The sequence below is a fragment of the Anaerobacillus sp. ABR4_321 genome (assembly GCF_056158505.1).
This window is the reverse complement of sequence record NZ_JBSWTK010000001.1, coordinates 1,229,885-1,242,194: the sequence shown is the minus strand read 5'-3', so window position 1 is coordinate 1,242,194 and position 12,310 is coordinate 1,229,885. Positions and strand designations below refer to the sequence as shown.

The window sequence follows — 12,310 nt, the reverse complement described above, 5'->3', positions numbered from 1 at the left end:
ACTCGTTTTTTTATTTTTATTCTGAGTATGAATTCGTCCTGTAGAATTGTTAATCAACTCTTGTGTCTTTTGAACTATCAAACATCTGCGTGATTTTTAGGTAATTTGACTTGTAGAAAACTTATAGTAATGACTAATTACCTTTTTTAACCATAATTAGTTACTTTTTTACAGTTTATATGGTAATTTGTTTATGGCTTCAAAAAAAAACTCATTCGAGGGGGAAAATTATGAAAAAGGTAACTAATTTGTTATTGATTTTTACAATGGTTTTTACCGTATCTTTTGCAAATGTTGAGTCTTCTGAAGCAGCTAGCGCTACTTTCATTTGGCCAACCGAGGGATATGTATCTTCTGAATTTGGTATGAGATGGGGAGACATGCATGATGGAATTGACATAGCCAAAGCAGGAGTCGTTCCTGTTTACGCTTCAGCATCTGGGGTTGTGTCTAGATCCTATTATTCTAGTTCTTATGGGAATGTGGTTTTCATAGAACACTATATTAATGGACAAATCTATGAAACGGTATATGCCCACATGAGAGGTAGATCGGTTTCGCAAGGTCAATCTGTTTCTCAAGGTCAGTTTCTAGGTAATCAAGGAAATACAGGAGCTTCAAAAGGACAACATTTACATTTTGAAGTACATAAAGGTAAATGGAATAGTGGTAAATCTAATGCAATCAACCCTAGAGAAGTTTTAGGTAAAGTTATGGAACCAGATGATCCTGAAATTGATGAAACTTCAGGAATTGGATATATGACAGCCACTCAAAACACGAAGATCTATGACGCACCGAGCACTAGTGCCAACGTTGTAAAAGATGTACCTAAAGGGCAATCGTACTATGTATATACTGTAAGTGAAAATAATTTTCTTAGAGTAAGTGAAGGCATGTATGTGAATAAAGCTCATGTAAGTTATACTGCACATGAAGGCGTATATCAAGTTGAGGATGAAAGAGTGGAAAGCAGAGATCAGAATGTTGGTACTGGTTACATGATTGCAAAGAAAACAAGCAAAATAGTTGATGCTCCAAACGCTGATGCGACAAAGGTAAGAGATGTTCCCGCTGGAAAAGGCTACAATGTTTATGCGATTAACGGAGACTACTACAAAGTAAGTACAAATATGTACATTCATAAAAATAATATCGCATACTTCAAACACCCCGTTCATCAAGTGGATGATCATCGGGTGCTCACAATCAATCACGATAAAGGGATCGGCTATATGATTGCCAAAAAAGATCTCACTATTTACAGTGAACCTAATGCCTCCTCTTCAACAGTAAAAGAAGCTGGAGCTGGCCAAGGCTACATGGTTTATGCTGTGAATGGAGACTTTTTAAGAGTAAGTGAAAACATGTATGTAAAAGAAGATGAAGTATTCTATTATAGCCATCCTGGCGTTCACCAATTTGACGATTCGAGATTAGAAAGTGTTAATACAAACAGTGGTATTGGGTATATGTTTGCTAAAAAGGATTTAAAAGTTTATTCTGAGCCTAAAGCTCAAGCTTCAGTAGTAAAAGAAGCCGGCTCAGGGCAAGGATACCATGTTTATGCAACCCACGGTGAGTATTATAGAGTAAGTAAAGGGATGTATGTGAAGAAAGAAGAAGCTGGATACTTTACTCATCCTGGAGTCTATCAATTAGATGAAACAGGGTTAGAAAATGTTAATTCATCTGGAATCGGCTATATGCTTGCCACTGAAGATACAGTGATCATCGATTCACCGGATACTAATGGCAGTTGGGTTCGTGATGTTCCTGCAGGCAAAGGATATTACGTTTACGGAATAGAAGGAAATTATGTGAAAGTAAGTAGTGGAATGTATATCGATATGGATACTATCAATTTTTACTCTCATGATGAGTGGCAGTAAGTAAGCAATCCCTCCATCTTGTTTCAAGGAAAAGAAGTCCTTCTGGAGTTGTATCCAGAAGGACTTTTTGATTAATTCTTAAATTGTTCGGGCTTTGCATCTAAGACATTAAAATAATATAAGATTGCTTCAACGATTCGTTTAGATGCAATACCATCCCCATACGGATTTGATGCCCTAGACATTTTCGCATATTCTTCATCATTTGTTAATAACTTGTTCGCAGTCGAATAGACGCTCTCTTCGTCTGTTCCTACAAGTTTCAACGTCCCAGCTGATACCCCCTCTGGCCTTTCGGTATTTTCACGTAAAACTAAGACTGGAACTCCAAGTGATGGTGCTTCTTCCTGAACGCCACCAGAATCAGTTAATATGAGAGAAGCTCTTGAAGCAAAGTTATGAAAGTCAATAACATCTAAAGGTGCCGTCAGGTGAACTCTCGGATTTTCGCTAAGAACTTGATCGGCAAGTTCCCGAATCATTGGGTTAAGATGAACAGGGAAGACCACATGTACATCTTCATGTTCTTTCGCTATACGGTTTACGGCTTGAAAAATTTGCTTCATTGGCTCACCATGATTTTCTCTTCGATGAGAAGTGAGTAAAATTATTCTTTTGCCATCTAACTCGTTTAACAAAGGGTGAGAATAATCTTTTCTTACCGTGCTCTTTAGCGCATCAATAGCTGTATTACCAGTTACATAAACACTTTCTTCACGTTTGCCTTCATTTAATAAGTTATCATAGGCCTTCATTGTAGGTGCAAAATTCAAGTCTGAAAGGACTCCAGTTAACATCCGGTTCATTTCTTCAGGAAAAGGCGACAGCTTATCAAATGATCTCAAGCCTGCTTCAACGTGACCTACAGCAATTTGATTATAGAACGCTGCAAGACTAGCAGCAAAAGTTGTTGTAGTATCACCGTGTACTAAGACTAGGTCAGGTTTTTCTTTTTTTAATATTTCATCTAAGCCATTAAGCGCTCTTGTAGTAATATCAGCAAGTGACTGTTTGTTTTTCATAATATTCAAATCATAGTCGGGGACTATATCGAAAATCGTTAAAACTTGATCAAGCATTTCACGATGCTGAGCGGTTACTGCTACAAGAGGCTGTACATGCTGAGGATGTTTTTTTAGTTCATTGACAAGTGGCGCCATCTTGATTGCTTCGGGCCGCGTACCAAAAATACTCATAACTTTAACAGGTGCCATTTTGACTCTCCTTTATCTAAATGCTCTGCAATCTTATTTTCAATCTTATAGAATTGAAATCAAAAAATCAAAAAGGCATCTATTTACCAATCATATAATTCACAATAGCCTCTCCTATTACATTAATGCCATCACTATTTGGCCTCGAACCATCAAGGTAGTTCTTAATACTCTCCTCTTTCACTGACGGCCATGTTTCCCAGTGGTTTATATAATTGATGTTGTTCTTTTCTGCGAAAGTATTTAAAGAATTGATTTGTATACTATAATAACCAGGCTCAAAAATTGGGTTGGACGGTATCAATATGTAGCTAACATCAGATAAACTTTTTTCAATTTCACTCTTTATTATGCTGAGATTTCGATGACTTTCATCTATAACTACAAGACCATTATCATTCAAAGTGAAAGATTCCATTATTACTATATCTGGCTTTCTTTTTATCACCTGTTCGTATAACTGATCTTTCACTAGAGATGCAGTTGTTTCTTCCTTAAAGACCATTTGATCTACAGTAAAAGCATTTTTCCAGTAGTTATTATCCAATCCGTTCTTAACGACTAGATCTAATTCGTCTGTATTATGTTGAAAGGACTCTGACCCTACAATTATAATGGATAATGGTTCAGTTGACGAAATCATCTTCTCCCCAATGGCTGCAGAAAAGTTTTTCAATTGCTTCTTTATTTCTTCATTATTAATGGGACGATTGATTTCTTCTTTTATTTCAGCTTTTTCACTTTTCATATTAACCGTCATACCTGCATACTCAATCTTCTCATCCCAGTGCATTTTCCCCGCAATTAATAGAACGATTGATCCTACAAATGTTACGAGTAGTACTATATTTTTCACGCCACTCCCCCTATAAGATGTCGAATATGGTATCAATTAGTATTATTGTAATAGATTGAAAGTATTTGCAAGTATAAAAATAAAAAAGCCGCTCGAAGACGAGCGACTCTTTTTATGAGATTAGTTGTTTAACCACTCATTTAATTGAGCTCTAACATTTTTGTTAACAGCTTGCTCTCCTCCAAGTACTTTCGCACCTGATACATCGGTAGTAGTAAAGTACTTAACAAGATATGATTCTATTTCTTTTGGAATTTCATCATTATTTACAAGGAACAAGCTTCCATCTTCTTTAACCACGAGAGGAGCAGCCGCAAGAGCATCTGGGAAGTTAAAGCCGTTTGCAACAAACAAAGTATTTGTGTTGGTACCTAGTTCTTTATGAATTTCTACAAGTGTACCGAAACGATTTGCTCCTGCAAGACGTTTAGTTGATGCAATTTCATTCGTCATTTCAACAACTTCCTTCGAAATAACCGCATCCCCACCTAGAACATAAACCATTTTATCTTTAAGAACTTCTTTCGCTTCATCAGTTAGTGTTTTCCCATCTGTTAACACAATCGGCATATCTTTTGCACCAGCGATTGAAGCTGCACTTAACGCATCAGCATAGTTCATACCCGTTGCAAGGAAAACTGCGTCGCTATTCACGCCACTATCCGAAAGCTTGTTGATAATTTGGATGTTAGTATCATATCGATTGTCACCACTAACTCGCTCGATATCTGCAGTACTAACTCCTATGTTTGCTAGCTGAGTTTTTACATCTTCAGAGATTGCATTCTCCCCACCTAGAAGCATAACATTCTTAGCTTTTAATCTAGAGATTTCGTTAAGAACATCTTCAGAAAGTTTTCCGTCATTTCCAGCCAACAAGATTGGCGCATCGTATTCACTAGCTAGCGGCCCAGCCGATAGAGCATCTGGGAAGTTAAAGCCTGTAGCGATAAATACTGTATCAGAAGTTGTACCTTCTGGATACATCTCTTTTGAAACTTCAATAGACGTTTTAATTCTATTTTCTCCAGCAATTACATCTACCATTTCTCCATCTGTTGTAACAGGAATGATAGAAAGTATTTCCCCAGTCGCCTTATCTGCTAAGAAAACACCAGCAGTATACTTACCGCTCTTCTCAGGCGTCGTAATCTTCACATCAGTAGTGGCTTTCTTTCCAACTCCTAAATCAAAGCTGGACTTTCCAGTAACTTCGATGCTACCCTCACCGTTTTTACCAGGCTCCAATACTTTTGCTTCTGTAATAGATAAGTCAAAGTCTGTGGTTGCATCAACTGTTGAATAACCATCAACTCGAATTGTATACTCGCCATCAGGAAGGTTTTTAAGTGAGATCGATTCTTCCGAATCACCGTCAGCATCGATTGCAATATAATCACCGATCACTTTACCATCCTTTGAACGATATACATATAGATCTAAATCATCTCCAGACTCGTTGGTATTTCCAATCGCCACTTCAAGGGAGATATTATTCTTTAATGTTAGGGTACGATCATAAACCCCTTTATCTGCTACAGTTTCACGAGATTTAGAAGTTTCTGGCTTACTAAAAGCACCACCTACAACTTCTACAGAACGCTCACTAGAAAGATAGTTTTCGAATGTTACAGATTTAGAAACTTCAGTACCAGGCATGCTGTTTCCAAGTGAGATTTTACCTGGGCTTGAAACCACGTCCTGAACAAAGGCTTCAAGTTTGAATTTGTTCACATCATATCCGTCTTTAGGAGCGGCTGTTCCGTATACTGCAACTTCCCAAACACCAGATTTAGGGCTCTTAGCAACGTAATCTTCTACTCCAAGACCACCATATCCAGCATATCCTTGGAATGCATTTACCTGGTCTCCATCTGGATTCATGACGAGCATTCTAACTCTACCCTGGAAGTCGTCGTTCTCTTTAAGGGCTTCTAACGCAAAACGTACTTCTTGAGCACCTTCTTCTACGTTAAAGAAGTAACTCTTTGTTTGCGAAGATTGCACTTCACCTTCATGACTCAAACGGAATCGCTTATCAGAAGTGAATTCTTCTCCAAGGATGACCGTTTGGAAAGAACGAGCTTCGGCGTAGGCAGTATTTGGATCATCGATCAGTAATTCCCCTGCATTAATTCCTACACTCATCTTACTCTTATCGTATTTTACAGTGAACTCTTTAAATTCTCCTGGTTCTAGGTCAACATTAGTAACTGATGGTGTAAACCAATCAGAATTAGAAGTCATCTCCAGACTCTTCTTCTCATCAGTTGGATTTTCTACCATTACTGTTACTTCCTCAGGAACTTCTTTATTACGTACATAAAGGCCAGGACCACCGGAGACTTTTTCACCGTGATACACTGTTACATTAACTTCTTTAACTTCATTGATGTAGTGCTTACGGATGTATTCATATGCTGCAGGTACATCAATTAATCCTGCACCTTCTGCGACTCTTGTATAGCCATCAACATGAACAGCAGTTTGGATAAGAGCTTCACGTGCTAGTTCATAATCAAAAGGTATACGATCCTTCATTGCCGCTTGCTTTAGAGTTGCAACCGCACCAGCGACGTAAGGTGAGGACATACTAGTACCTTGAAGAACTTCATAATTACCTAAGTGCTCAGGATAGGAAGCATAAGCCGAGCCAGGTGCTACAAAGTCAGGTTTTTGCTGACCATCTTCAGTTGGACCATTTGCTGAGAAATACCATAGTCCTTCTCCTTGCTTAGGTGATCCATCTGCATTCTTTCCATAAGGATAATATCCATATTCAGTAGCCCACATTTTACTATTGATATATGCACCAATCGAAAGTGCTTTCATACCATCTCCAGGGGCACCAACAGAGTCTACTCCTGGACCATCATTTCCAGCTGAAGTAACGTAAATTGTATCGAATAATTCACCCATGTCTTCAATGATTTGCGCATATGCTCCAGAACCATCATTTAGATCTGGAGAAGAGCCTAGACTCATATTGACGACATCAGTACCAAAACCACCAAGCTCTTCTGGTATTGCAGCGAGATACATTGCATTTGCAATACTCCATCCATACGTTCTACCCGCTGAATCAAATACTTTAAGACCGTACAGATCTGCTCCAGGCGCAACACCTTCAGCAGCTACAGCACCAGTTTCGTTCTCATTCGCTGGTCCATTTGCAGCGGTAATACCAGATACGTGTGTTCCGTGTCCATCACCATCAAAGAAAATAGTAGCTACAGGCCATGGATATATAGTAGTATTCGGGAATTGATGATTTGGATAAGTAGGACTAGGTGCTGATATTTGAAAGTTTGCACCTGGGACTTCATCATCTGGATTGAGATCAAAACTATCAATATCTCCCTCACCATATGGTTGCTCGTCTGAGAAATCTTTATCCTGATCCATATCAATATAGACTTCATCATCTGCCAGCAGTACATCAAACTTTGAATCACCTGTGCCATCCCCATTTAAGTCTCTATAAACGGGTTTATTATCCGCATTTACATCATAAGCTGCAGGATCTAACGTACCGAAATAATATGTATCATCTTCAGCATCGATACCCTCAGTATTATAAGTGACATCATTTACAGTAATTGAGTCGCCTTCATCTGCTTTATCTCTGAACCATACGTCGCCTTCTCCAACGGTATCCATTACGCCTTTAACCTTTGAAGAAACGACCTCCCCTTCTTTATCGTATTGAGTAAATGCTTCATGTCCAGGGTCAATCCCTGTATCGATGATACCCACCTTAACTCCGGTACCATCATATTTGTCATGAAACTCATCAACACCAGTTGCTGAATGGGTTTCTTCAGTTGCAGGTTTAACAATATCTTCTGGATTTTTCACCTTTGGCGTTAGATCTGTGTCTTCTTGATCATTTTTTTCTAACACAACTTGATTATTTGCTCCAATCATTCCAACAGAATCTAAACGATAAAGTTGAAGAACTTTACGAGTTGGCACTTCAGCAAGATACAAATAATTGTTTGTGTTTTTCTTTACAGTAACGCCAAGACTTTCAAGTTCTTTCGTTAAATCAGGTCCACCATGCTTACTTGCAACAATTATTAGTTCTTGCTTTGACTGTTCACTTGCAGCCAGTGAAGCAATTTCCTGAGTAACGGGAAGCTTGAATTTTTTTGTCTCTGATAATGCAGCTTCTGCTTTTTCAGGACTATAACCAACTCCAGCGAATGAAGAAGCCACTAGTGACATACCTGCAACAACCGTTATTACCTTTTTCTTAAACGTCATCTACTAAAATCCCCCTTGTTTTTTATAAAGAATCCTGTAATACAACCCTCCTTTAGAAATATATCATTATAATAATTCACTATTTTCAGTTTAATCAGAAAAATAAACTTAGTCAATAATTTGTTGTAAAATTTTCTAATAATTTTCCTTTTTATGTAGAAAAACAAATTCTTATGTCACCCAAAAAGAAAAACGTCAGGTATCCTGACGTTTAATATTCTGATATTAACCTGTCTATTTCCCAAGCCTTTTCCAAAGGAATGGCATTCGGTCCACCTAAGATTTGATAATTGTTAATTCCCTTGTTGTTGATATATAGTAATGATTTTTCTAATGCTTGATTTGTGTATTTTGGATGAACTAGCATAATTGCTTCACCACGCCGAGCAGCTATGGCTCCACCAGTTAATGCATCAGGAAACTTTAACCCAGTTGCAAAATACATTTCTTGACTTGCATCTGATAAACCAAAGTGTAGCAGGACTTTGAAGTTCGTATCATAGCGATCTTCTCCACCGAGGCGTGTTATTTTTGTTGAAGGTATGTTTTTATATACGTTACTATCAATAACACTTTCTCCACCAATTATGTACGTGGAGGCTGCATCTTGTTCTTTCAAAAATGCTTCCGTTTCCGAAGGAAGTTCGTCCTTTTTTGTAAATAAAATCGGCGATCCAAACCTCGATGCAAACGAAGATACTGAAAGCGCATCTGGAAACGCCTCACCAGAAACTACAAATGTAGTATCACTTGAGGAGCCGTCAATCACTTTTGCTATTTCAACTGCAGTTTTATATCGATTTTCTCCCGCAATTCTAGCAGGATTGAGTCCATGCTTTAAGAGAGTAGTAGAAACCTTTTCTGATATAGCATTTTCACCGCCAATGAGAAGTACATGGTTCGCTTCTAAGCGAAGCATTTCATCTATGACACTTTTGCTTAGTTCCTCGTTATTTACCAGTAAGATCGGAGAATCAATACTAGAAGCTAAAGTAGATGCAGCAAGGCTATCAGGAAATTCATCTGATCGGGCTAGAATGACAAATTTCCCATCGAGAGTCTCAGACCCAATGTTCAAGCTTTGTTCTTCTAGTCTGCTCCAATTATTCTTCGAAATTTCAACTGCCGTATCGATTGCAGTCTGTCCATAGGTCCGGTTGTATTCGTTAACACCTGTAATGGCTTGTTCGACATTAAGCTCTCCGCTTCCTAAATCATAAGTACCGGATAATTGGTTTGAGGTTTCTTTCAATAATTTAATTATCTGATCATTTGTTAAAAAAGGAGCGTACTTTTTGATTAAAACAGCTGAAGATGTGGCGATAGGAGCCGCCATACTCGTCCCACTATCATAGCTATAGCTACCGTTTAAAAAAGTGCTATATATATCTGTTCCAGGTACACTTAGATCAACTAAAGAGCCATAATTTGAATAGGTAGCTTTGTTAGCAGTTCCGGTTTCTAATGCTGCTACTGATAGAACTTCAGGATAAGCGGCTGGATATATGACTGCAGATTCATTGTCATTGCCTGCAGCACCTACCATCAAGATCCCTTTAGATTTTGCCTCAGATACAACCGTTTTTAGGGCGTGAGAGTGATTGTATGCACCAAGACTCAAATTAATGACGTCTGCCTTATTTTCGATTGCAAATTTAATTCCGTCTACAACGGACGATAACTTACCTTTTCCATTTGCAGTTACTTTAATCGGCATGATACTAGTCCCACGCGACGGAGAAATCACCCCAAGACTATTGTTAGTTCTTGCGCCTATAAGTCCTGCTACATGGGTACCATGTCCATCTAAATCCTGAGGAGGAGAGTTTTCATTGACCAAGTTAGTACCTTGAACTAAATTTCTCATCAAATCAGGATGAGTCAAATCCACTCCAGAATCGATGACAGCCACCGTTACTTGATTGTGAGATTCTGGAGCCATACTCCAGGCTTTTAACAAGTTTATTTGCCTAATCCAAGGTTCCTGCTTCTTGAATAAAGGATCATTTGGCTTCTCAACATCCATTACATAAACCGGCTGATCTATTTCAACGTGTAACACATTATCATTTGATTCCAAACTTTGTTTTGTTTCGATTACTTTTTCACTTGGAACCTCTAGTATCTCAACTTTACTAGATTCACTATTTGCACGTGAAGATAGTTTTACCTCATTGTATGTAACGAGTAGCTTTTCGGTTTCATTTTTGTTTTCTGCTAAAATACTTGGTTGCACTGTAAAAAGAATAAAAAAAGAAAGCGCGAATAATAAGAAATGTTTTAATCTCAGTTGTGACACCTCTTTATAATCTATTTAATTATCTATTTTTTTTAATTTTTCTAGAAGATTAGATAAATCATTAGAATAGTATCACACTGGACTGAAGAAGGAAATAGTGGATAAAGGAGTGGAGATGCAAAAAGGAGAAATATGTTATTCTATTATAAGTTAACTACTTACATTCTTTCCTGTTGAAGAAGTTCTTGTTTTAAAAGAAAGACCTTTTCCTCCAGAACATATTGCTCTTTTCTCAAGTTACCTATTATTTGAATAAGGTTTGCAATAATACTTTCAACTCTTTCAACTCGATCTTCAATCAATATGAAACACCTCCTTTTCATTTTCATTATTTTACCACATAATGGTTATTGTAGTTTTAAAATAATTCGACATATGGTATATTGGGAAACCAATTGAGATTTCCTCCTCTTAATCGAGAAAATTCGATTAATATTTCCCAACCTCTCATCTATTTTCATTTGTACAAAAATTTAGTAAACTGTAATAGAATAGTTCTAGGAGAAAGGGAGCATTTCATGATTGGGGCCAAAATAAGGTATTTCAGACAAATGAAGGGTATTACACAAGAACAACTCGCCTCGGGAATTTGTTCAATCCCATACTTAAGTAAAATTGAACATGGTCTAGCACAGCCAAGTGAGGAATTAGTTGCACATCTATGTAAAGAGTTAGGTGTTTCACTAGAACAGGTCGATGATGAGGACAAGATTAATAGATTACACAACGACTTGGATACCTGGTATAAGGAAATGCGTCTTCGTAATTTTGATGAAGTAACTATGATTAAAAAACGTATCGATGAAGAGATTCGAGGTGTAGAGGATCCAGATATGCTAACGAAATACCTTCTTCTCACTTTTAGATACTACATCCTCTTCAAAGAAGCCGATAAAGCGAACGACATATTAGAAAAACTTTATCATGTTCAAGAAAGATTGTCTGAAAACCTTGAGTATTTTTATTACTATTTCCTTGGACTATACTATTATCAAAATCGTAAATTCAAAGAAGCTTATGAGCAGTATTTAAAAGCAAACAAATTACTTAAGACTATGAAAGTAAATAATGCCGAATTAGCAGAATTTTATTACCAGCAAGCTCTCGTTCATAACTGTCTTAGTCAAATTACATTATCCAATAACCTGGCAATAAAATGTTTGGACTTGTTTAACAAAGAATACAACTTTAAGAGAACTGCTGATACAGAGATCTTGTTAGGAGTTAATAATAGAGTTATTTTGAATTATGGTGAAGCCGTACACCATTTCGAAAATGCTTTAAAGTATGCCGAGTCATTTAATGACAAACGGTTAAAAAGTATTATATATCACGACTTAGGCTATGTTTATTCCTTTCTTAATAATACGGAAAAAGCACTAGCTTATTATCAATCTGGTCTGCAAAATAATGAAGAACACGAAATAGAAGACCGATCGAAAACGATGTTTCTCATTGCTTCTGAGCATATAAAAATTAAAGATATTGACCAAGCGAAGTACTGGATAAATGAGGGGTTAAACCTCGTTACAAAAACTGAATTCTTAGAATATATCTATCATTTTAAACTGCTAGAATTGAAGCTGTCTAAGAAAGCAGATTTAAAACAAGAAGAGTTGCTAAAGGATGCAGTTAGCTATTTTGAAGAAAAAAGTTACTGGATTTATGTATCTGATTATGGGGAAATGCTGGCAGACTACTATTTCAATAGTGGACAATATAAAAATGCCAGCTTTTACTTTAGACTAGCCAATGAGGCTAGAAAAAAAATGATGAATTAGAA

Annotated in this window: 6 protein-coding genes and 1 pseudogene; 2 read left to right on the top strand and 5 right to left on the bottom strand. The window is 37.2% G+C overall.

Annotation, left to right across the window (positions count from 1 at the left end; genetic code table 11):
* Nucleotides 1–323: 323 nt before the first annotated feature.
* Nucleotides 324–695: pseudogene (locus ACXADT_RS06475) on the top strand (M23 family metallopeptidase); the annotation flags it as partial.
* A gap of 1,268 nt (nt 696–1,963) precedes the next feature.
* Here the strand turns inward: ACXADT_RS06475 and wecB are convergent.
* The 5 genes from wecB to ACXADT_RS06450 form a co-directional block, all read right to left on the bottom strand.
* Complete coding sequence (wecB, locus tag ACXADT_RS06470) at nt 1,964–3,106, bottom strand: non-hydrolyzing UDP-N-acetylglucosamine 2-epimerase (RefSeq protein ID WP_474833805.1); 1,143 nt, start codon at nt 3,104–3,106, stop codon at nt 1,964–1,966.
* Nucleotides 3,107–3,185: 79 nt separating this feature from the next.
* Complete coding sequence (locus tag ACXADT_RS06465) at nt 3,186–3,962, bottom strand: hypothetical protein (RefSeq protein ID WP_474833803.1); 777 nt, start codon at nt 3,960–3,962, stop codon at nt 3,186–3,188.
* Nucleotides 3,963–4,082: 120 nt separating this feature from the next.
* The gene (locus tag ACXADT_RS06460) at nt 4,083–8,228 is read right to left on the bottom strand and encodes a cell wall-binding repeat-containing protein (protein WP_474833801.1); all 4,146 of its coding nucleotides are present in this window, start codon (nt 8,226–8,228) and stop codon (nt 4,083–4,085) included.
* Nucleotides 8,229–8,439: 211 nt separating this feature from the next.
* Nucleotides 8,440–10,527 carry a cell wall-binding repeat-containing protein gene (locus ACXADT_RS06455; protein WP_474833799.1) on the bottom strand — a complete coding sequence of 696 codons (2,088 nt, stop codon included), beginning with the start codon at nt 10,525–10,527 and terminating at the stop codon, nt 8,440–8,442.
* A 158-nt stretch (nt 10,528–10,685) separates the two neighbouring features.
* A complete protein-coding gene (locus tag ACXADT_RS06450) occupies nt 10,686–10,829 on the bottom strand; it encodes a hypothetical protein (protein WP_474833797.1) in 144 nt (47 codons plus the stop codon).
* Between the two features lie 216 nt (nt 10,830–11,045).
* Between ACXADT_RS06450 and ACXADT_RS06445 the strand changes: the two genes are divergently transcribed.
* Nucleotides 11,046–12,308, top strand: a complete 1,263-nt coding sequence (locus tag ACXADT_RS06445) for a helix-turn-helix domain-containing protein (RefSeq protein WP_474833795.1) — start codon at nt 11,046–11,048, stop codon at nt 12,306–12,308.
* Nucleotides 12,309–12,310: the final 2 nt, after the last annotated feature.

Coding starts and splice junctions, on each gene's coding strand:
- wecB (WP_474833805.1), bottom strand. CDS start 3,106: ATGGCACCTGTTAAAGTTATGAGTATTTTTGGTACGCGGCCCGAAGCA.
- ACXADT_RS06460 (WP_474833801.1), bottom strand. CDS start 8,228: ATGACGTTTAAGAAAAAGGTAATAACGGTTGTTGCAGGTATGTCACTA.
- ACXADT_RS06445 (WP_474833795.1), top strand. CDS start 11,046: ATGATTGGGGCCAAAATAAGGTATTTCAGACAAATGAAGGGTATTACA.